This is a genomic window from Streptomyces sp. NPDC055815, assembly GCF_053616475.1.
Genome location: NZ_JBSHDU010000068.1, coordinates 1,809 through 22,120 on the forward strand (window position 1 = coordinate 1,809; position 20,312 = coordinate 22,120).

Annotated in this window: 18 protein-coding genes; 6 read left to right on the forward strand and 12 right to left on the reverse strand. The window is 71.7% G+C overall.

Going from position 1 to position 20,312, the window contains the following annotated elements:
- Window positions 1-179: 179 nt before the first annotated feature.
- From ACWGN5_RS32055 to ACWGN5_RS32065, 3 genes are all read left to right on the forward strand, one after another.
- Complete coding sequence (locus tag ACWGN5_RS32055; RefSeq protein WP_453521747.1) at window positions 180-1,346, forward strand: aldose epimerase family protein; 1,167 nt, start codon at window positions 180-182, stop codon at window positions 1,344-1,346.
- A gap of 177 nt (window positions 1,347-1,523) precedes the next feature.
- Entirely contained in the window at window positions 1,524-3,050 is a 1,527-nt protein-coding gene (locus ACWGN5_RS32060) for an APC family permease (RefSeq protein WP_453521750.1), read from the forward strand.
- An 8-nt stretch (window positions 3,051-3,058) separates the two neighbouring features.
- A complete protein-coding gene (locus tag ACWGN5_RS32065; protein ID WP_453521752.1) occupies window positions 3,059-3,940 on the forward strand; it encodes a carbon-nitrogen hydrolase family protein in 882 nt (293 codons plus the stop codon).
- 222 nt (window positions 3,941-4,162) lie between these two features.
- On the opposite strand, the gene ACWGN5_RS32070 is transcribed toward ACWGN5_RS32065, so the two are convergent.
- Window positions 4,163-4,735 carry a CGNR zinc finger domain-containing protein gene (locus tag ACWGN5_RS32070; protein WP_453521755.1) on the reverse strand — a complete coding sequence of 191 codons (573 nt, stop codon included), beginning with the start codon at window positions 4,733-4,735 and terminating at the stop codon, window positions 4,163-4,165.
- 362 nt (window positions 4,736-5,097) lie between these two features.
- Between ACWGN5_RS32070 and ACWGN5_RS32075 the strand changes: the two genes are divergently transcribed.
- Window positions 5,098-5,754, forward strand: a complete 657-nt coding sequence (locus ACWGN5_RS32075; protein WP_453521758.1) for a hypothetical protein — start codon at window positions 5,098-5,100, stop codon at window positions 5,752-5,754.
- Window positions 5,755-5,980: 226 nt separating this feature from the next.
- On the opposite strand, the gene ACWGN5_RS32080 is transcribed toward ACWGN5_RS32075, so the two are convergent.
- From ACWGN5_RS32080 to ACWGN5_RS32100, 5 genes are read right to left on the reverse strand one after another with little or no spacing between them, the layout of a single operon-like run.
- On the reverse strand, window positions 5,981-6,838 hold the full coding sequence (locus tag ACWGN5_RS32080) for an ABC transporter ATP-binding protein (protein ID WP_453521761.1): 858 nt from the start codon (window positions 6,836-6,838) through the stop codon (window positions 5,981-5,983).
- Window positions 6,808-7,791, reverse strand: a complete 984-nt coding sequence (locus ACWGN5_RS32085; RefSeq protein WP_453521763.1) for an ABC transporter ATP-binding protein — start codon at window positions 7,789-7,791, stop codon at window positions 6,808-6,810. Before ACWGN5_RS32085 ends, ACWGN5_RS32080 begins: the two co-directional genes overlap by 31 nt.
- Window positions 7,792-8,652, reverse strand: coding sequence for an ABC transporter permease (locus tag ACWGN5_RS32090; protein WP_453521766.1), 861 nt, complete (start codon window positions 8,650-8,652; stop codon window positions 7,792-7,794).
- On the reverse strand, window positions 8,649-9,605 hold the full coding sequence (locus ACWGN5_RS32095; RefSeq protein WP_453521769.1) for an ABC transporter permease: 957 nt from the start codon (window positions 9,603-9,605) through the stop codon (window positions 8,649-8,651). The genes ACWGN5_RS32090 and ACWGN5_RS32095 overlap by 4 nt, the downstream gene beginning before the upstream one ends.
- Window positions 9,602-11,251, reverse strand: coding sequence for an ABC transporter substrate-binding protein (locus ACWGN5_RS32100; protein WP_453521771.1), 1,650 nt, complete (start codon window positions 11,249-11,251; stop codon window positions 9,602-9,604). Before ACWGN5_RS32100 ends, ACWGN5_RS32095 begins: the two co-directional genes overlap by 4 nt.
- 374 nt (window positions 11,252-11,625) lie before the next feature.
- On the opposite strand from ACWGN5_RS32100, the gene ACWGN5_RS32105 reads away from it, so the two are divergent.
- Window positions 11,626-12,645, forward strand: coding sequence for a response regulator transcription factor (locus ACWGN5_RS32105; protein ID WP_453521774.1), 1,020 nt, complete (start codon window positions 11,626-11,628; stop codon window positions 12,643-12,645).
- Window positions 12,646-12,731: 86 nt separating this feature from the next.
- Here ACWGN5_RS32105 and ACWGN5_RS32110 read toward each other — a convergent pair whose 3' ends face one another.
- On the reverse strand, window positions 12,732-13,889 hold the full coding sequence (locus ACWGN5_RS32110; protein ID WP_453521777.1) for a DmpA family aminopeptidase: 1,158 nt from the start codon (window positions 13,887-13,889) through the stop codon (window positions 12,732-12,734).
- A gap of 142 nt (window positions 13,890-14,031) precedes the next feature.
- On the opposite strand from ACWGN5_RS32110, the gene ACWGN5_RS32115 reads away from it, so the two are divergent.
- Window positions 14,032-14,628 carry a TetR/AcrR family transcriptional regulator gene (locus ACWGN5_RS32115; protein WP_453521780.1) on the forward strand — a complete coding sequence of 199 codons (597 nt, stop codon included), beginning with the start codon at window positions 14,032-14,034 and terminating at the stop codon, window positions 14,626-14,628.
- A 96-nt stretch (window positions 14,629-14,724) separates the two neighbouring features.
- Here ACWGN5_RS32115 and ACWGN5_RS32120 read toward each other — a convergent pair whose 3' ends face one another.
- The 5 genes from ACWGN5_RS32120 to ACWGN5_RS32140 are packed head-to-tail and all read right to left on the reverse strand — an operon-like array spanning window position 14,725 to window position 20,312.
- Window positions 14,725-16,125: an aminobutyraldehyde dehydrogenase gene (locus ACWGN5_RS32120; RefSeq protein ID WP_453521782.1), complete on the reverse strand. Its 1,401-nt coding sequence runs from the start codon at window positions 16,123-16,125 to the stop codon at window positions 14,725-14,727.
- On the reverse strand, window positions 16,118-17,431 hold the full coding sequence (locus tag ACWGN5_RS32125; protein WP_453521784.1) for a flavin monoamine oxidase family protein: 1,314 nt from the start codon (window positions 17,429-17,431) through the stop codon (window positions 16,118-16,120). The genes ACWGN5_RS32120 and ACWGN5_RS32125 overlap by 8 nt, the downstream gene beginning before the upstream one ends.
- Before the next feature lie 27 nt (window positions 17,432-17,458).
- Complete coding sequence (locus ACWGN5_RS32130; protein WP_453521787.1) at window positions 17,459-18,583, reverse strand: ABC transporter ATP-binding protein; 1,125 nt, start codon at window positions 18,581-18,583, stop codon at window positions 17,459-17,461.
- 5 nt (window positions 18,584-18,588) lie between these two features.
- Complete coding sequence (locus ACWGN5_RS32135) at window positions 18,589-19,425, reverse strand: ABC transporter permease (protein WP_453521790.1); 837 nt, start codon at window positions 19,423-19,425, stop codon at window positions 18,589-18,591.
- On the reverse strand, window positions 19,422-20,312 hold the full coding sequence (locus tag ACWGN5_RS32140; RefSeq protein WP_453521793.1) for an ABC transporter permease: 891 nt from the start codon (window positions 20,310-20,312) through the stop codon (window positions 19,422-19,424). Before ACWGN5_RS32140 ends, ACWGN5_RS32135 begins: the two co-directional genes overlap by 4 nt.

Below are 20,312 nucleotides of genomic sequence, written 5' to 3' on the forward strand. Positions count from 1 at the left end.
GCCCCCGCCGCCGCCCGGCTCCGGGGGGGGGGGCCGCGCCCTCCCCCCGCCCCCGCCACGGTCGCGCGAGAACGATGCGCGAACCGTTGACACCCTCCTCGCGGCCTCACTACGGTCGCGCCACGATTTCGAACGTGTGACGAAATATCGAACGTACTGCGTGAAGGAGTCCCATCGACATGACCATCAACAGACGCACGGTGATGGCGGCGGGCGCCGCCGGAGTGGCGGCGGCGGCCGTGGGGGCGGCCCCGGCGTTCGCCTCCGGAGGCGGGGAACGAGTGGGCGGAAAGCCGACGAAGGAGCTGTTCGGGACCCTGTCCGACGGCACGCGCGTCCACCGGTGGACCGTGGCCGCGGGAGGCACCCGGCTGCGCGTGCTGTCGTACGGCGGCATCGTCCAGGCCCTCGAAATCCCGGACCGGCGCGGGCGGTACGCGAACGTGTCGCTGGGCTTCGACAACCTCGACGACTACGTGGCGGGCAGCCCCTACTTCGGCGCGCTCATCGGCCGCTACGGCAACCGCATCGCGGGCGGCGCCTTCACCCTCGACGGCCGTACGTACCGACTCCCCGTCAACGACGACCCGAACAGCCTGCACGGCGGGGACAAGGGCTTCGACAAACGGGTGTGGGACGTCGAGCCGTACGCGCAGGGCCCGGACACCGGCCTCACCCTGCGCTACACCAGCGCCGACGGCGAGATGGGCTACCCCGGCACCCTGCGCGTCCGGGTCGACTACGTCCTCACCCCGCGCGGCGAGTTCCGCGTCGACTACGAGGCCACGACGGACAAGGCCACCGTCGTGAACCTCACCAACCACACGTACTTCAACCTCGCGGGTGAGGGCAGCGGCAGCATCCTCGACCACCGCCTGAGGATCGCCGCCTCCCGCTACACCCCCGTCGACGCCACCCTCATTCCGACCGGCGAACTCGCCAGGGTCGCCCACACGCCCTTCGACTTCCGCGGCGGCAAGCCCATCGGCCGGGACATCCGCGAGGCGCACCCGCAGGTCGTCTTCGGCCGCGGCTTCGACCACAACTTCGTCCTCGACAAGGGACTCACCGACACCCCGCAGTATGTCGCGACCGTGGCGGAGCCCGTCTCCGGCCGCGTGATGGAGATCGCGACCACCGAGCCCGGCGTGCAGTTCTACAGCGGCAACTTCCTCGACGGCACGCTGGCGGGATCCTCCGGAAAGGTCTACCGCCAGGGGGACGGCTTCTGCCTGGAGACCCAGCACTTCCCCGACTCGCCCAACCAGCCGTCCTTCCCGTCGACGGTGCTCCGCCCGGGACAGACCTACCGCTCGACGACGGTGCACTCCTTCACCGCGCGCTGATTCAAGCCCGCGTGGACGCGCGGGCCAGTGGGAGGCGCCTGACCGGCGGAAGCCGTGTCGGGCGCCTCTTCGCGTTCCGTATTCAGATTTAACTACAGGTCTGCAGCTCTTGACCGGGGGAGATGGACACGTCTTAAATCTGGTTTTAACAAAGCGTCTCACGTGAGGAGCCCCGCCGTGACGCTCGACGCGCATGACACCAGCGCCGGACCAAGAGCCGCCGCACCCCCCAGCCCCCTCGGCAAGGGGCTTCGCCGCGGCAGCGTGGGTCTGCTCGGAGTCGTGGCCCTGGGGCTCTCCTCCACCGCCCCGGCCTACTCCATCGCCGTCACGCTCGGTCTGGTCACCATGACCGTGGGACACCTCGCCCCGGCAGCGCTGCTGATCGGCTTCGTCCCGATCCTGCTCACCGCGTTCGCCTTCCGCGAGCTCAACCGGGACATGCCCGACTGCGGCACCACCTTCGTGTGGAACACCCGCGCCTTCGGTCCGTGGACGGGATGGCTCGTCGGGAGCTGGGTGCCGACGATGGCCTCGCTCTTCGCGATGACCGCGCTCGCGCAGGTCAGCGCCACGTACCTGCTCTCGGTCCTCGGCCTGGACGCTCTGGCCGGCAACGACGCCGCCGTCACCGTCACGGGTCTCGTCCTGCTCGCCGGCGCCACCGTCCTGGCCCGCCGGGGGCTGCAGATCGCCACCGGCATCCAGTACGCGCTGCTCGGACTGCAGCTCGTGGCACTGTTCGGGATCGGCTTCGCGGCCTTCACCGCGCCCGGCGCCGCCGCGCCGTCGCTGTCCTGGCTCAACCCCTTCGCCTTCGACGGCGTCGGACCGTTCGCCGAGGCGGTGCTGCTGTGCCTCTTCATCTACTGGGGCTGGGACGCGCTGATCACCGTGAACGAGGAGAGCAGCGACGCCGACCGCGTCCCCGGTCGCGCCGTGCTGATCTCCACCTCCGTCCTCCTCGTCACCTACCTGTTCACCGCGTTCGCGGCGGTCGGATACGCCGGAACCGGCACCACCGGGATCGGTCTCGGCAACCCCGACAACGCCACGGACTTCCTCGCGGCTCTCGCCCCGCCGCTCCTCGGGAACGCGCTGGCGACCGTCGTCCAGTTCGCCGTCTGTGTCAGCGCCCTGTCCGCGATGCTCACCTGTCTGGTGGGCAGCGGCCGCGGCTTTCTGTCGATGACCACCCACGGGGCCCTGCCCGAGAGGTTCGCGCGCATCCACCCCCGCTTCCGGACGCCCACCGTCGGTACCGTCTTCCTCGGTGCCGCCACCGCCGTGACCCTGGTGGTCCTCAAGACCGCCTCACCGCGCTTCCTGGGCGACGCCATCCTCTGCATCGGTCTGCTGATCGCCTGCTACTACGGCGCCACCGCCTTCGCCTGCGTCTGGCACTTCCGCCACCGCCTCCGCGACTCCGCCCGCGACCTGCTGTTCAAGGGCGTGCTGCCGGCACTCGGCGGACTGATGATGCTCGCCGCACTCGCCCGCAGCGCGTACGACACGATCGCCGCCGACTACGGCAGCACCTCCTTCCACGGCATCGGCGGCGTCTTCCTCCTCGGCATCGGCTCCGTGGCCCTCGGGGTCCCCGTCGTCCTGCTGATCCGCACCCGCTTCCCCCGCTTCTTCCGCGAGGGCAAAGACACCGTCGCCCCGCCGACCACCACCGAATCCGCCCGGAACGAAAGCTGATCCCCCCGATGCGTACCCTGGCCATCGCCGCCGTCCAGACCGCCCCCGTGCCGTACGACCTCGAAGCCACCTGGGCCCGCTTCGCCCACCAGGTGAGGACGGTCCGCGCGCTCTTCCCCCACGTCCAGCTGGTCGTCGTCCCCGAACTGTTCCTCGCCGCCGAAGGGCCGCTGCTCGGCGAGCACCCCGAGGGGTGGATGGAGCAGGCCGCGGTCACCGTCCCCGGACCGCTCACCGACCGCCTCGCGGAACTGGCGAGGGAGACCGGGCTGTGGCTCGTGCCCGGCACCGTCTTCGAGCGCACCGCGGACGGCACGATCCACAACACCGCGCTCGCGATCTCGCCCGAGGGGGACATCGCCGCCACCTACCGCAAGGTCTTCCCCTGGCAGCCGTACGAACAGGCCACGCCCGGGAACAGCTTCACCGTGTTCGACATCCCCCAGGTGGGCCGCGTGGGCCTGGCCATCTGTTACGACGGCTCCTTCCCCGAGACCATGCGCCAGCTCGCCTGGCTCGGCGCGGAGATCGTCATCCAGCCCACCCTGACGACCACCCGCGACCGGGAGATGGAAGCGGTCTGCGCCCGCGCCAACGCCTGGACCAATCAGCTCTACGTCGTCAACGTCAACACCTCCGACCCGGCAGGCGTGGGCGGCAGCCTGATCGTCGACCCCGAGGGCACCGTCCGGCAGCAGGCCGGAACGGGCGAGGAGGTCCTCGTCGACGTCCTCGACCTCGACGCCGTCACACGCGTCCGGCGGTACGGCTCCGCGGGCATCAACCGCCCGTGGAGCCAGCTCGCCCGCCACGGATCGACCATCGAACTGCCCATGTACGGCGGAACGTTCCGCACGCCCGACTGGCTCAAGGAGACAGCAGGGCACTGAGCCGGGAACCCACCGGGTGCGGTCCCAGGTGGGTCTCCCGAGCCGGTGCCGCCCGCCCCGCCTCTGCCCTGGGGCGGGCGGCACCGGACCCCGCACGGCCGGAGTCGGCGAGGCCGGCGGAGAGCAGACGGCGGGCGGCGCGTTGCGCGGGGGGCGTCGCCGCCGAGGGCACGGAAACACGGCTCGCGCGGCCATGGGGTGGGTCCGCCCGAGGGCGCCCGGCTAAGCGCGGTCCGTGGCCCGTCGGCGGGCGCGGTAGGCGCGCAGGTTGGCCGTGTTGCCACAGGTCTTGACGTCGTGCCAGACGCCGCTGTTGTTGCGGGAGCGGTCGTAGAAGGCCGCCTTGCAGCGCGGATCGCGGCAGGTCTTCAGACGGCGGCGGGTGTCGGCCCGCTGTCCCTCGAAGGCGGCGGCGACGACCAGCGCGGCGAGTCGGCGCCACCCGGTGCCGCGGGGTTCGCGGCGTACGATCCCGTCCTCGCCGAGCTGGAGGGCGGCCGTGACGGTGTGCAGAACCGGTACGGCGCCCCCGCCCCCTTCCTCCTCCTGGCCCGCGCCCGAGCCCCGGGCGACGAGTGTCTGCAGCTCGTCGCGGAACGCGCGCAGGTCGGCGAGGCTGTCGGCGTCGAGGACTCCCGGGCGGTCGGCTTCTCGCCGAGCAGCCGACGGGCGTCGCGCGGATACCCGCGGGTCTCCTCGACGATGGCGGGGGTATCGGGGCGGTCCCTGTTCTTGTGGCCGGCGACGACGGCGCGCGGGGCGAGCGCCTCGATGCGGTCGAGCGCGTCCAGCCACGCGGAGAGCCCGCCGTCGGCGCCTTCCATGATGTAGGGGTGGACGTCGGTGTAGGCGACGTCTCCGGCGATGGCGAGACGCTGGTGCGCCGGCCGCGGCGGGCGACCTCAGCTCAGGCTCTGGCTCAGCGGTGTCGGATCGTGCTGCGTTGCGCGGAGGGAACGTCGAACCAGCAGATGGCCGCCGAACTCGGCGTTTGGCCGCAGGCAGTGGGCAAGTGGCGACCCGTTGGAGCAATCGGCGGAGTGGTGCGTCCGCCATCCGGCTATAGCCCGGCGCGTGCGACTCGTCTGCCTGTCCGCTCGGGCGATGCTCGCCCCCGAGACCGTAGGACACGCCGAGCCGAAGGGGGCTGGTGCCCGATGAAACCTGTCCGAATGCGCCTGCGCACCGCCATGACGTCCGCCGTACTCGCCCTGGCGATCGCAGGGACAGGTGGCGCCACCGCCCGGGCACAGACGATGCCTGCATCGCAGGTTCCGGCCGCGCAGCCGCCCGTCGAACACGCGTGTGCGTTCGAGGGGATCAACCTCAACGAGTTCCTCGGCGTCGCCCAGCGGCTCATCGGCCCACCTCCCTGCCGCGAGGCGTTCGTGGGCGAGCAGTGGGTCAGGACGTTCCCCTCCTGGGGCACGGCGCCGAGTGCCCAGGGAACTGTGTATCCGGCGGGCTACACGCCCGCGCGCCCCGCTCCCATGAACGACTTCACCTCGAAGTTCCTCGGCGTCCGTATCGTCAACGACATCGGCACCGCCCAGCAGCGCAGTTACACCTTCGGCCCCGAGGTGCTGCGCCGTATCGCGCTCGACCCCGAGTCCGGCTTCCTCTTCGCCTACTTCGCCACGCCCCCGCTGCATCCGCTCAGGGCCGGTGCCCACACGACCACGGTCTTCATGCGGCTGAGCGCGGAGCACTGCGACGGGATCGGCACCAACCCCGAAGAGAACTGCCTGCCGGCCGGCGAGTTCCAGTACACGGGGAACACACCCATCAGGTTCTTCCCCCGCGACGCGGGCTGACCACTCGGGGCGCCCCGCACAAGCGGGGCGCCCCCAGAGCATCAGTACCGGTGCCGGTGCGCTAGTTCTGCGCCTGAAGTTCGTTGAATATGTATAGCCTTGCGTGTGTGGCGCGCACGGTACGGCCCGTGGCCGAGGTGACGTTGACCGACGAGGAACGCGAGACACTGCTGCGCTGGTCGCGGCGGGCAACGTCCTCGCAGGCCCTGGCCCAGCGGTAACGCGTTTACCTCTTTCGCTCAACAGTCTGCGGAGGGGTGGGCGGGAAGCGCCGCTGGGCCAGCCGTCGGCGGGCGCGGGCGATCGCCGACGGGTCCCAGCCGACCTTGGGGACCGACTCGCGGAGCAGCCGTGTGTAGGGGTGGCGGGGTGCCATCAGGACGCTCTCGGTGAAACCGGTCTCGACCGCGGTGCCGCGGTGCAGGACCAGGACGTCGTCGGTGACGTACCGGACGACGGCCAGGTCGTGGCTGATGAACAGGTAGCCGATGCCGGTGTCGCGACGGATGTCGCACAGCAGGTTGAGGATCTGCGCCTGGACGGAGACGTCGAGGGCGGCGACGGCCTCGTCCAGGATCAGGACCCGCGGCTCGCAGGCCAGGGCGCGGGCGATGGCCACGCGCTGACGCTGGCCGCCGGACAGCTGCCGGGGCAGACAGCCGGCCTCCCGGGGCCCGAGGCCGACCTGGTCGAGCAGTTCGGTGACGCGCCGCTCCAGCTCGGCCCGGCCGGGGCGGAGGTGAAGACGCAGCACCTCCGCCAGGCAGTCGTGGACCGTGACGCGCGGGTCGAGCGAGAGGTACGGGTCCTGGAAGACCATCTGGATCTCACGGGCCCTCTCCAGCCGTTCACTCCGCCGGCGCCTGCCGTCGATCCGTACCCTTCCCGCGTCCGGGGTCTCCAGGTCCACCAGCATGCGGGCGATGGTGGTCTTCCCCGATCCCGATTCGCCGACGATGCCGAGCGACCTGCCCTCCTCCAGACGGAAGGAGACGTCGTTCACCGCGCGTACCGGGCCGAAGTCCTTGCGCAGGCCCTCCACTTCGAGCAGGGTCACCGGGAAACCTCCTCGGGGCGCAGGCATGCCACTTCGGCGCCGTCGTGCGTGGTCAGGGGAACGCGGTTCACGTCGCAGTCGGGAACCGCCCGTGCGCAGCGCGGTGCGAACGGGCATCCCGACACTGCCTGGTCCAGGCCCAGGGGCCGGCCGCTGATCGCGTCGAGGCGGGCGGCCGGCCCGTCCAGATGGGGGCGGGAGCCGAGCAGGGCCGCGGTGTAGGGATGGCGCGGAGCGCCGAACAGGCCCCGGGTCGGCTGGGTCTCCATCACCTGCCCCGCGTACAGCACGTACACCCGGTCGCAGAGCGCACCGGCGAGATCCAGGTCGTGGGTGACGAAGAGCATGCCCATGCCGCGCTCGCGGCGCAGCCGAGTGAGGATCGCGATGACCTCGGCCTGGGTGGACACGTCCAGGGCGGTGGTCGGCTCGTCGGCGAGCAGCAGGCGCGGATCGGCGGCCAGAGCCGCCGCGATCACGACGCGTTGCAGCATGCCGCCGGAGAACTCGTGCGGCCACCGCCGCAGTGCGGCCGCCGGATCGCCGATGCCCACCGACTCCAGGAGTTCGGCGGCCCGGGACTCGGCCTCCCGACGGGTCAGAGCACCGTTGGTGCGCATCGCCTCGGTCAGGAAGTCGCCGACGCGGTAGAGCGGGTTGATCGACGAGCGGGGGTCCTGGAAGACCATGGCCGCCGTCGCCCCGCGCATCCGTCGCAGCGACGCCTTGTCCATGCGGTACCCGGCCGCGGAGTCGAGGACGGTCGAGTCCGCGACCCTGACCGTGCCGGTGGTGGTCGCGCCCTCGGGGAACAGGCCGAGCGCGGCCCGGCTGGTCACCGACTTGCCCGACCCGGACTCGCCGACCAGGCCGACGGTCTCGCCGTCCTCGACGGTGATCGACACCCGGTCGAGGATGGGCCGGGCGGCCTGACCCGGCGGCAGGACGACCGTCAGGTCCTGGATGCTGAGGAGTGTCATCTACCGCTCCCTGCGGGTGACCCGGTCGGCGATGCCCTCGCCGACGATGTTGAACGCCACTACGGCGAGCACCACGGCGAGACCGGGCACGAGCGCCGACAGGGGCGCGCCGAGCAGGATCGCCTGCTGCGCCTGGTTGATCTCGTTGCCCCAGTCGGCGCCCGGCGGCTGCACGCCGAATCCCAGGTACGACAGGGTGGCGAGGTCGATGAGCGCGTAGCCGAAGTTCAGCGTGGACTGGGCGAAGACCACGCCCGAGATGTTCGGCAGCACGTGCCGCAGCGAGATCGTCCGGCCGGCGAAGCCCTGGACCCGGTAGGCGGCGACGTACGGCTTGGCCTGCTCGGCCAGGGCGGCGGCGCGGACCAGCCGGGCGGTGTACGGGGTGTAGGCGATGCCCATCGCGATCACCGGGGCGGTCAGGCCGGGGCCGACCATGGCCACCACGACGATGGAGATGAGCAGCGCCGGGAAGGCGAAGACCAGGTCGAGCACCCGGGCGACGCCGGCGTCGACAAGACCGCCCTTCCAGGCCGAGACCAGGCCGAGGACGACCCCGAGAACCGTGGACATGATGACCACGACCAACGGGGCGAACAGGCTCGGCCGGGTGCCGTGGATCAGCCGGGACAGGACGTCCCTGCCGGAGTAGTCGGTGCCGAGCAGGTGCGCGGCGGACGGTGGAGCCATCGACTCGGTCAGGTCCGCGAAATCCGGGTCGTGCGGCGCGATCCACGGGGCCAGGAGACCGACGACGACCAGCAGCCCGAGGACGGCGATCCCCGTCCAGAACACCGGGCCGAAACCCGCGGCCCGCAGTCGCCCGAGCAGCGCCCGGCGGTGCAGAGTGATGGTGCTCATGCCTTCCTCCACGCGCCGCGGCCGAGCCGGACCCGCGGGTCGAGGACCGACCCGATCACGTCCACCAGCGTGTTGGCGACCACGAAAACGAACACGACCAGCAGGCAGACCGCCTGCACGACGGGGAAGTCCTTGGTCGTCACCGACTGGATGAGCAGCGAACCGATCCCGGACAGACCGAACGCCACCTCGACGACGGAGGTGAGGACGAAGAGTCCGGCGGCCAGCAGACCCGTCATGGCGATCACGGGCGGCAGCGCGTTGCGCAGCACGTGCCGGCGGATGACCCGGCTCTCGGCCAGTCCGCGCGAGCGGGCGACCTCGACGTGCTCGCGCCGGACCTCCTCGAGGACGGTGGACCGGGTGACTCGGGACAGCAGGCCCACGTATGACAGGCCGAGCGCGACGGCGGGCAGGGTGAGGTGCCACATCCGGTTCCAGAAGCCGCTGCCGTCCCCGAACACCGGGAACCAGCCGAGCGTCACCGAGAACAGACCGATCAGGACGATGCCGGCGACGAACGCGGGCAGCGCGGCGGCGACGGTCGTGACGACCATCAGGACGGTGTCGACGACACCCCTGCGCAGGGCGCCGGCCAGACCGAGCAGGGTGCCGACGGTCACGCTGAGCAGAAGGGTGTAGACGACGAGGTAGAGCGTCCCCGGCAGACGGGCGGCGAGCAGCGAGGACACCTCCTGCCGGTGCTGCACCGAGCGGCCGAAGTCGCCCTGCACGACGCCGCCGAGCCAGCGGACGTACTGCTCGAAGAACGGGTCGTCCAGGTGGTACTGGGCACGGATGGCGTCCATCGCCTCAGGTGAGACCGAACGGCCCTTGGTCAGGAACGACGCCGGGTCACCGGGGGCGAGATGGACCATGCAGAACACCAGGAAGGACGTGACCAGGAGGGTGAGCGCGAGCCCACCCAGCCTGGTCAGCAGGAATCTCGTCACTGAGCCGATCCGATCTGCGCGCCCCACGGGAAGTAGAGGTAGGCGTTGGTGGCGGTCACGCCGGTGACCCCGTTGCCGAGGAAGACCGTGTTGGGGGTCTGCAGCAGCGGGATCCAGAGCAGTTCCCCGCTCACGGTCTTCTGGGCCTCGACGGTGATCGCGGCACGCTTCGCCGGGTCGTCCTCGCCGATGGCCCGCGCGATCAGCTTGTCGTACGCGGCGTTCTTGTAGCCGCCGTAGTTGGCGAAGGTGTCGCTCTGCCAGTTCGTGTACACGTTCAGCGGGTCGGCGATGTCGTCGTACCAGCTGGTGAGGAACAGGTCGATGCCCTCGCGTGCCTTGGGGTCGCTGAACAGCGCGCTGTAGGCGTCCGGCGCGACGGCCTTGATCTGCATGTCGAGGCCGACGCGCTTGCCCGCGGCCTGGACCTCGGTACAGATCAACCCGTTGATGGGGTCCGCGCTGTTGCACGCGACGGTGATCGGACGGGACGGCGCACCAGCCTCCTGGACCAGCTTCTTGGCCTGCGTGAGGTCCTGGTCCACCGAGGGGAGGGCGTCGTACGCCTTCTCGTAGACGGACCTGGCCGGCTCCTGTCCCCAGGTGAAGTTGGATACGACGGCCTTCGACGGCTCCCCGTGCCCGGCGTATGCCGTCTTGATCAGTGCCTTCCTGTCGATCGCGAGGGAGAGTGCCTTGCGGATCCTCAGGTCGGCCAGCGGGCCCTTGAGGTCGGCGACGACGATGCTGACCGAGGAGGTCGTCGGGCCGTAGTGGACCGTGCCCTTCTGCGAGGCGAGCAGCTTGGGCAGGGCGGTGGCCCCGACGTCGTAGCCGCCGTCCATCTCTCCGGAGATCAGTGCGTTGACCGCGGTCGAGGTGTCGGAGAGGAAGGCGAAGTCCAGGTTCCTGGTCTTGGCCGCGTGGGCGGTGTCCCAGTAGCCGTCGAACCGGGAGAGGCTGATCGACTGTCCCTTGGTCCACTTGGCGAGCTTGAACGGGCCGGTGCAGTCGAGGCCGCCGTCCGGGGTGCCGAACTTCTGGCCCTGCTTCTCGACGTAGGCCTTGCTCGCGACGACACCGGGCGGGGTCGCAAGGAGCTGGTTGAACAGGGCGTCGGGCTTGGTCAGCCTGACCGTCACCTGGTGGGCGCCGGTCGTCTCGACCGATGCGACGTTGGCGTAGGTGTTCGCCCAGTAGGACCCGAGTTCGGGGTTGAGATGACGGTTCAGGCTGTACGCGACGTCCTCCGCCGTCATCGTGGAGCCGTCGTGGAACCGTACCCCCTGCCGGATCGTGTAGACCCAGGTCTTCGGGTCGGGGTGGTCGATCTTCTCGGCGAGGTTGGGCTTGACGGAGAAGTCCGAGCCGAGGCGCAGCAGGCTCTCGCAGACGTTGGCGATGACGGTGTTCGGCGGGTAGTCGTAGCTGTAGATCCAGTCCAGCGAGCTCGGCTCGATGCCCAGGTTCCATCGCACCTTGTCGAGCTCGCCCTGGGCGGCGGGCGTGTCGATCGTCAGCTCGACGTCCTTCCCGGCGGAGCCCTTGGTACCGGGCTGGCCGCCGGAACAGGCGGCCGCCGTCGCCAGGACCAGCCCGACCGCGACGCATCGTGCGGCGCGGGTTCTGCGTGTGTTTCGAGTCATGCGGGAGCTCCTGTCGGAAGGGCGGGGCCACAGCTGGTGGCCACCGAGCCATCGGGAGGTGACGTGGGGAGGGGAGATCTGGTCGGCGGGTAGCCGGAGCGGGCCGTCGGCCGGGAACGGACGAGGACGGGGGCATGTCAGACACGCGGGTCGTGCGCCGGGTCCGCCCCCTCGCGACGATCAACTTGAGGCGGACAGTAGGAAACGGCGGGAGGGCGGCACCATCGTCCGGCTTACGTATATGCAGATCAGGAAGTGCGGTTCCGCGGCGAGCGCTTAACGGCGCGGACACGAACGACTCACGGGGCGGACACGGCTCGGCGGCAGGGTGAAGGCCCCCTGTTAACCTCTCGCCACCTCACGGGGGAGAGCCGATGCACACACGGACCGACACGCGCCGCCTGGGCGCCCGCCGCATGGACGTACTCGCCGAGGTCGGCTTCCGCGCCGCCCGAGGCCACGGGGCGGCGGCCGGGACCGACGTCATGGAAGCGCTCCGGGAGATCGTCCCGGCCGAGGCGTACGAACTGGTCGTCTACGACTCCGTGGCGAACCGTCACCACAGCCTGACCTATGACGGCTACGCGCCGGAGAACCCCCAGCTGGGCGCGGTGGAGTTCCCCCTGACCGAGACGTTCCGGGAGATCATGGAGCTCCGCCTTCCCAGCCGGATGAACGAGCCGGACAGCGACTTCCACCAGACCCCTTACTTCCAGGACTACATCGCCCCTTACGGCTGGCGCGCCGGCCTCACCGCACCGCTGTTCCTGCGCGACGGCCGCTACACCGGCATGCTGCACCTCAGCGACCGCGACCCAGAGGCGTTCGACGAGGGGACGAGCGAGGTCATCCGGGCCGTGTCACCCGTGCTCGCCCATGTCACGGACGTGATGCGGTACGTGGATCCGCTCGGCCTGCCGCAGGGGTGCGGCGCCCTGGTCTGCGAGGCGGCCGGTGCGCAACGCCCTCTGTCAGGGCGGCCGTTCTCCACGGCGATCGCCGCGGAACCGCGCATGGCCGGCCTCGCCCGGGAGTTCCTCTCCTCGGGCGAGGCCCACCGCAGGGGCCTCTGGCAGGACCGCGCGGGCCAGTGGAGGGATCTGCGTCTGATCCGCTCCGCTCCGTCGATCGACGGCACACCCGACTGCGTCGTGCTCGCGGAGCGGCCCTGCCGTGTCCCGTACGGCCTCACCCCGCGCGAGCTGGACGTCCTGGGCCTGATCGCCCGTGGTGACTCCAACCCCGAGATCGCCGCCCGACTCGTGCTCAGCGTGCGCACGGTCACCACGCACATCGTGCACATCTTCGACAAGCTCGGCTGCGACAGTCGCGTCCGGGCCGCGGGGATCGCCCTGCGGGAGGGGCTGGTCAGGGTGGAGTTCGCCGACGCGTGACCGCCTCACGGGGCAGGTCGCCGGCTCTCCCGGGCGCACGGACACCCCCATGAGGCACGCCTCACGGGGGTGTCCGTGCGCCCGTGTCAGGCGAGGCCGAGAAGGGTGCGGACGCGGTCGTGGGGGAGTGCGGGGGTGCGGTGACCCTGTCGGCCGGTCATGGTCTCGTTGGCGACCAGGGCGTTGAGGACGGCTTCCTCGACGCACTGCACGGCCGCCTCGTAGAAGCGGTCGATGCGGCCCCAGGGGACGAAGCGGAGGGTGTCGTACTCGTCCTCGGTGGGTTCGCCCTCGGGGAAGGTGCTGTTCAGGGCTCCGTCGTTGGCGGTGGAGAAGGCGAGGAAGATGTCGCCGGAGAAGTGGCCGCCGTTGGTGCCGGTGCGGCCGAGGCCGAGCGCGGCCCGGCGGGCCAGGGCCTTGCACTGGCCGGGGAGCAGGGGCGCGTCCGTCGCCAGGACGACGATCACGGAGCCGGCCCCGCCCGGTGCGCGGCCGGGGGCACCCGCCAGGTCGCGCTGGAGCCAGTCGTCGTCGTCCAGCGGGTTGTCGTCGAGCAGGGAGCGTCCCGCCGGCACGCCGGCGATGACGAGTTCCCGCCGTTCGCCGAAGTTGGCCTGGACGAGGGCGCCGACGGTCCAGGTGTCCGGTCCGTAGCCGACGGTACGGGACGAGGTTCCCGAACCGCCCTTGAAGCCGTAGCAGTTCATGCCGGTGCCGCCGCCGACCGAGCCCTCCTCCAGCGGGCCGGAGGCGGCCGCTTCGATGGCGGCGACGGCGTGTTCGGGATGGACGTGGCGGCCGTTGATGTCGTTGAGGTAGCCGTCCCACGTCTCGGCGACCACGGGAAGCATCCACTGCGCGGCGAGGCGCGGGTGGTGGTCGGCGACCCACCGGTCCACACCGGTGTGGACCGCGCCGACCGCGTGGGTGTTGGTGAGCGCGATCGGCAGGTTGAAGCCGCCGGACTCCTCGATCCAGGTGGTGCCGGTCATCTCGCCGTTGCCGTTGAGCGAGTACCAGCCGGCCGCACAGGCCGAGCCGACCCCGTCCCGGCCCCTCGGGAGCAGGGCGGTGACGCCGGTGCGGACGCCTTCGCCCTCGATCAGGGTGACGTGTCCGACCTCGACGCCCGGGACGTCCGTGATCGCGTTCCAGGGGCCGGGGGTGCCGTCGAGCGGGATGCCGAGGGCGCGCGCCCGGGGCCGGCCGGAGGGAGTGTGGTGGAAGGTGACGCTCGGGGTCATGATGCCTGGCTCTCTCTACGAGGGCGGAGAAGGGGCTGATTTGAATCGGAATTTAAGAAGTGCTCGTCAAGGCTGTCAACAGATGGATCTCCCTGTTTTAATGGCAGTGAGACTGTGCAGGGTGACCGAGGAGAGGGTGCGCGTGGCGAGCGGCAGGGGCAAGGGCAAGGAAGCCCGCATGGCGGAACTGGCCGAGGCGGTGGAGCGGGCCCTGCTCACGCGGGGGCTCGAATCGCTCCGGCTGCGGGACGTCGCCGAGGAAGCGGGCGTCACCCCGGCCGCGCTGCTGTACTACGGCGACCTGGACGCCCTCGTCCACGACACCTACCAGCGGGCCATCGAGCGCTTCGCGCGCGAACGCGAGGAAGCCGTCGAGGCCCACCCCGACGCACGGGACCGGCTCCGCGCCTGCATCGACAAGGGGGTGGCGACCGGACCGGACGACACGCTCACGCGGCTGCTGTTCGAGTACTGGCCGCGCTGCCTGCGCGACGTCAAGGCCGCCACGCTCGACAGCTCCCTGACCGAGCGCCAGGTGGCGATCTACTACGGCATCCTGCTGCTCGGCCAGGCCCAGGGGCACTTCACCCTCCAGGACCCGCCGCTCCAGCTCGCGGCCACCTTCATCGCCCTGGAGGACGGCTTCCAGATGGAGGTCCTCGCCGGCCGGCGCTCCCGCGCCCAGGTGATCACGGCCATCCACGCCTACGCCCGGGCGGTCACGGGCTGGGCGCCCTGAGGCCGGCTCGGCACTGTCGGTCTGGTCCCCGACCGGACGTCGGCGTCGACCTCATACTTTCGGCGCGGTGGCCGTACTCCGTCCCCCGCGGGGTGCTCAGATCATCACGTGCTTGGGCCGGGTGTAGTCGAGGAGGCCCGAGAGGGACAGGTCGCTGCCGTAGCCGGAGTGCTTGACTCCGCCGTGCGGCATCTCGGAGACCGTGGTGCCGTGGGTGTTCACCCACACGATCCCGGTGTGCAGGGCCCTGGTCGCGCGCATCGCCCGGTCGTGGTCCCTGGTCCAGACGCTCGCGGCCAGTCCGAAGCGGACGTCGTCGGCGAGCCGCAGCGCCTCGGACTCGTCGGTGAAGGGCTGCACGGTCACGACGGGGCCGAAGATCTCCTCCTGGACGATCTCGTCGTCCTGGCGTACCCCGGCGACGACGGTCGGGGCGTGGAAGAAGCCGGGCCGCGCGGGGCGCGTGCCGCCGGCCACGATCCGGGCGTGGCCGGGCAGCCGGTCGAGCAGGGCGCGGACCGAGGCGAGCTGGCCGGCGTTGTTGAGCGGGCCGAGGTCGGTGCCGGGGCGCAGGGCACGGGCGGCGCCGGCGAGGGCGTCCAGGAAGGCGTCGTGCACGCGGGCGTGGACCAGGAAGCGGGTCGGCGCGGTGCAGTCCTGGCCTGCGTTGAAGAAGGCGACCCGGGCCAGGGCGGCCGCGGTGCCGGTGACATCGACGTCGTCGTGGACGATCACGGGCGCGTTGCCGCCCAGTTCGAGGTGGACCCGCTTCAGGCCGGCCGCCGCCGCGGCGGCGATCTCCTGGCCCGCACGGACGCTGCCCGTGAGCGCGATCAACGCGACGGCCGGGTGCGTGGTGAGCGCGCGGCCGGTGTCGCGGTCGCCGCAGACGACGTTCAGGACCCCCGGGGGCAGGTGCGGGGCCGCGATCCGGGCGAGCAGCACCGATGAGGAGGGGGTGGTGTCGGCGGGTTTGAGGACCGTGGTGTTGCCGGCGGCGAGGGCCGGTGCGATCTTCCACGCGGCCATCATCAGCGGGTAGTTCCACGGCGTGATCTGGGCGCAGACGCCGACCGGTTCGCGGCGCAGCAGGGACGTGCGGCCCTCGGTGTACTCGGCCGCGGCCGCGCCCGGGAGGCTGCGGGCGGCTCCGGCGAAGTAGCGGAAGACGTCGGCGATCGCCGGGAGTTCCTCGCTACGGAACTGTGCCACGGGCTTGCCGGTGTCGGCGGTCTCCGCTGCGGTCAGCTCGTCCGCGTGCGCCTCGACGGCGTCGGCGACGGCGAGCAGGGCCCGCTGCCGGTCGGCCGGGGTGGCGGCCGACCAGGGACCGTACGCTGCCGCCGCGGCCGCGCAGGCGGCGTCGGTGTCGGCGCGGCCGGAGCGGGGGGCGCGGCCGTGCACGCGCCCGGTGGCCGGGTCGACCAGCTCGGTGGTCGCGCCCGTGGCGGCGGCCCGGTCCTCGCCGCCGATGTGGTTCAGCAGACCGTCAGCCACGGCGCAGGGCCTCCTTCGCGGCGGCGCGGCCGGTACGGACGGCGCCCTCCATGTAGCCGGCCACCCACTGGTCGGAACCGCAGACGTAGAAGGGCGGTTCATGGGTGCCGTGACGGGGGCCGACGGCCATGACGTCGCCCGGAGCCCAGTGCGTCACGTACCCCTGGGTCCAGGGGTCCGTGCCCCACAGGCGCAGGTGCGCGGAGCGCGGCCGGTGGGCCTCCTCGCCGTACAGCCGGGCGATCTCGGTGAGGAGTTCGCGGGTGCGCAGGTGGGCGGGGGTGCCGAGCAGGACGCCGTAGCGCTCGGGCGGGATCAGGGCGGACAGGATGCCCTCGCTCTGCGGCCAGGTGCTGCCGAGCACCCCCTCGCACTCGGACAGACCGCTGAGCCCCCGGTCGCGCCAGAACGGCCGGTCGTAGGCGGCGACGAACTTCGCGGCGAGGGCGTGCCGCTGGTGGTGCAGCGAGGCCAGGCGCTGCTCGCCGACGCCCGTGACGGCGAGGGAGCGCAGCGGGCCCGCGGGCAGGGCGCTGACGACGGCGGTCGCGGTGAGGGTCTCGCCGCCCGCGAGGCGCACCGAGCAGCCGCCGGAGCGGACCGCGAGCGCCTCGACGGGCGCGCCGGTACGGATGCGGCCGTCGAGCCCGGCCGCCATCCGCAGGGCCACGGTCGCCGAGCCCTCGGCCACCCGCAGGCCCTCCCAGGCCTCGTACTCGTAGGGGCCGAGGCCGGGGACGGCGGCGTGCTTGCGGAGGGCCGCGAGCAGCGAGGTGCGCTCGTTCGAGCCGTCGGCGAGCGCGAGCCGGCCGATCTCCCAGAGCCGTACGACGGCCGGGCTCGCCCCTTCGTCACGCAGCCAGCCGGCCACGGACGACAGGTCGAGCGCGGTGGCCCGCGGGTGGGACCAGGGGTCGTCGGGGTCGACGGTCGCGGCGAGGGCGGCGAAGGCGGCGGTGACCTTGCGGTGGGAGGCGTCGTCGCCGGGGCCGAACCAGTGCGGCGGGTCGCCGGCGCCGACGCCTTCCGGCGTGGCGCGGGCGAGCGCGCCGGGCTCGGCGACGTAGCTGGGGACGAGGGAGAGGCCGAGTTCGGCGACGAGGGCCGTGTACGCGGTGTGCGCCGAGCCGACGACCTCCCCGCCGAGCTGGACGAGTCGGCCGTCGGGGAGCGCCGTCTGCTCGACGCGGCCCCCGACCCGGTCGCGGGCCTCGACGACGAGGACGTCGGCCCCGCCCGCGGCCAGGTCACGGGCGGCGGCGAGTCCGGCGAGTCCCGCGCCGAGCACGATGACGTCGTGGTTCATGGGGTGTTCCTCCGTTGCGGGCCGTCGTCAGTCCAGGACCAGGCAGTGCTCGGGCCGCCAGCCGAGCTCGACCTCCTCGCCGCCGCTCCAGCGGTCCTCCCTGCGGGAGCGGGCGGTGTTCTGCTCCAGGACGTGCACGGTGACGCCGGGGGCCAGTTCGATCAGGTACGTGGTGGTGGGGCCGGAGTAGACGGTCTCCCGGACGACGCCGGTGACCCGCGCCATGCCGGGCTCGAAGTCGGACAGCCAGATCTTCTCGGGGCGCAGGGAGAGGCTGACCCGGCTGCCGTCCGCGATGCCCGGGCGGTCGCCGACGGGGAGCGCCGGGCCCTGGTCGAGCAGCACCCGTCCGGCGCGGTAGGTGCCGGGGACCAGGTTGGAGGTCCCGAGGAACGAGGCGGTGAAACTGCTGGTGGGGCGCTCGTACACGTCTTCCGGAGTCCCGCACTGTTCGATGCGGCCCTCGTTCATGACGGCGAGGCGGTCCGACATGGTCAGGGCCTCGTCCTGGTCGTGGGTGACGAACAGGAAGGTGATGCCCACCTCGCGCTGGATCTGCTTCAGTTCGACCTGCATCCGCCGCCGGAGCTTCAGGTCGAGGGCCGCGAGGGGCTCGTCGAGCAACAGCACCTGCGGGCGGTTGACCAGGGCGCGGGCGAGCGCGACGCGCTGGCGCTGGCCGCCGGAGAGGGTGGCCGGTCTGCGGCCCGCCAGGTCGCCGAGCTGCACGAGGTCGAGCATCTCGGCGACCCGGCGGCGGATCTCGGCGCGGCCGACGCCCTTGCGCTTGAGGCCGAAGGCCACGTTGTCGGCGAGGGACAGGTGGTCGAAGAGGGCGTAGCTCTGGAAGACGGTGTTGACGTCGCGCCGATGGGGCGGGAGGCCCGTCACGTCCTCCCCGCCGAGCAGGACGCTGCCCTCGGTGGGGTCGGCGAAGCCGCCGATCATGCGCAGCAGGGTGGTCTTGCCGCAGCCGGACGGGCCGAGCAGTGAGAAGAACTCGCCGGGGGCGACGGCGAGGCTGATGTCGTGGACGGCGTACGAGGCGGAGCCGCCGGGGTAGCGCTTGCCGACCCGGTCGAGCCGCACGGCGGGGTGCGGCTGTCCGGCTGCCGACTGTGGGGTGCGCGCGGGCGCGGGTTGCGAGGTCATGGCGTCTACTTCCCGGAGAGCAGGTCGAGGCCGCCGCGCCGGCCGAACAGGCGCGGGATGGCGAGGGCGAGGGCGATGAGTCCGACGGAGCCGGCCAGCATCAGCGTGCCGACGGCGTTGATGGTGGGCTGGACGCCGAACCGGATCGCCGAGTAGATCCGGACCGACAGCGGCTGCGGATCGACGCCGGTGGTGAAGTAGGCGAGGACGAAGTCGTCGAAGACCAGCGCGAAGACGAGGACGGCGGAGGCCAGGATGCTCGGCAGCAGCGCGGGCAGCGTCACCAGGCGTACGGCCTGCCGGCGGGTGGCCCCGAGGTCCATGGCCGCCTCCTCGATCTCCGGGTTGAGGGCGGCGACGCGGGAGCGCAGGATCACCGTCACGTACGAGATGGAGAAGGTGATCTCGGCGAGCATCACCGTCGTCGTGGACAGGGTGATGCCGAGGCCCTTGAACAGGAGCATCGCGGCGACGCCGGTGACGATCTCCGGGGTGACGAGCGGGACGAGCATCACCAGGCCGGCGAAGGAGCCGAGCCGGTTCCGGCCGCGGACCAGGCCGAGCGCGAGGGCGACACCGAGGACCACCGAGCCGGCCATGGCGACGAGGGAGACCCGCAGGCTCATGCCGAGCGAGTCGAGCAGCACGTCGTCGCGGAGGAACGCCCCGTACCAGCGCAGGCTGACGTCGTCGAAGACGGTCAGGGACTTCTGCGAGTTGAAGGAGAACAGGACGACGACGCCGATGGGGACGTAGAGCAGCGCGAAGAAGACGGCGGTGACGGCGAGGGCGAACCGGGGACGGCGCTCGGCGCCGCGGCGACGCCCGCGGGCGGCCCTCATCGGACCGCCTCCGCCTCGTCCTTGCGGGTGCGCCGCAGGTAGCCGAGCATGCCGAGGAGGAGGACGGCCATCAGCAGCATGGTGAGGGCGGCGCCGAGCGGCCAGTTCTGCCCCTGGAAGAACTTGTCCTGGATCAGGTTGCCGATCATGATCTGGTCGGGGCCGCCCATGAGCTGGGCACTGACGAAGTCGCCCATGGCGGGCAGCAGGACGAGGACGCAGCCGGCGGCCGCGCCCTGGCGGGTGGCCGGGACGGTGACGAACAGGAACGTCCGCAGCGGACCGGCGTACAGGTCGCGCCCGGCCTCGACGAGCGAGGTGTCCATGCGCTCCATGGCCGCGTACAGCGGGATGATCATGAAGACGACGAAGCCGTAGACGAGACCGGCGACGACGCCCGCGCCGGTCTGCAGGATCCGGGTGCCCGCGTCCGCGAGTCCGATCGCGCGCAGCGCCCGGAGCAGGGGTCCGTCGTCGGACAGGACGACGGACCAGCCGTACATCCGCACCAGGTAGTTGGCGAAGAACGGGACGACGATCGCCGCGATCAGCACGTTCTTGTAGCGGCCGCCGCTGGTCGCGATGGCGTACGCGACGGGATAGGCGATCAGGAGGCAGACGGCGCAGGTCACCAGGGCGTAGCCCAGCGAACGCAGCAGGACCGTGCGGTACGCGGGGTCGGCCAGGGCGGTGATGTTGTCGAGGACGAACCCGAAGCGGGGGTTGCCGAGCGGATCGGTGGTGCCGAACGCGAGGGTGGCCACCAGGATCAGGGAGGCGACCAGGAAGACCGTCATCCAGAGCGTGCCGGGCAGCATCAGCCAGGTCCACAGACGTTCCCTGACCGGCTTTCCTGCGGTCCGTGGGGGAGGGGCGGCATCGACCAC